The sequence below is a fragment of the Desulfamplus magnetovallimortis genome (assembly GCF_900170035.1).
In the GTDB taxonomy this organism is placed as follows: domain Bacteria; phylum Desulfobacterota; class Desulfobacteria; order Desulfobacterales; family Desulfobacteraceae; genus Desulfamplus; species Desulfamplus magnetovallimortis.
Window position 1 is genome coordinate 1 of the sequence record NZ_LT828622.1, and the last position, 736, is coordinate 736.

Annotated in this window: 2 protein-coding genes; both read right to left on the reverse strand. The window is 40.9% G+C overall.

Annotated elements, in window-relative coordinates; all coding sequences use genetic code 11:
- Positions 1 to 408: DUF4277 domain-containing protein (locus MTBBW1_RS27315; protein WP_139786946.1), on the reverse strand; the 408-nt coding region annotated here is incomplete at its 3' end.
- Positions 409 to 502: 94 nt separating this feature from the next.
- Positions 503 to 736 (reverse strand): hypothetical protein (locus tag MTBBW1_RS28925; RefSeq protein WP_186441763.1); only part of this gene is annotated, 234 nt, incomplete at its 5' end.

Here is a 736-nt window from a genome sequence, read left to right on the forward strand (position 1 = left end):
TTGGATGCTACGCTCATTTAAATCGCTCTCAATTTTTTTCCAGGATTCACGCTTGCTCAGATGTTTGAGTAGATGGGAGAGTCGATCATCGCTGAAATCCAGTAGATCTATTTCTTGCCCTGTCAAGCAACTTAACGTATATTTCATTTCACGGATATATTCACTCACGGAAACTTTACGGTGATCTCCTTCCGTGAGGATATAGGCCAGCCAGATTACTGCTGTCCATCCCCAACTGAGTTTTCTCTGATTCCCATGGGCTGGAATGTGTTTATCAAGAATTTCTCGGAGCCCCATGTTAAGCATTTGGCCTATGAGTAGCGGTACATCATCCACTCTTTCCGTGGTAATTTTTATGTTGTTTTTGCTTAAAAGGTCTTGTTCTTTTGATGGCGAAGCCGTTTTCATTTTTTCACCTTTGAGTGGGTATATAAAAAGGAAACACAACCGAATGCGACATCAAATTACTATAATTTTTAACTTTTTCAAGCCCTGGTCATAATTAATTTTTCTCAAGATAAAATGAGCGAATGGGTAGATAAAACGCCGCAAATATTTTCTTTTCTGGAAAGTGGCGGTCGGTATAATTTTTTGTCACGGCTGCATATACAATTTTTTCCCCAAACTGCGCATACCATCCTAAAGCGGGACGAGTCTTGCCGACTATATCCTTGGCTATTTTACCCACACCACAGTTGAGCAGGAACGCAACGCTTTTGCCCTTTACGAAGATTGG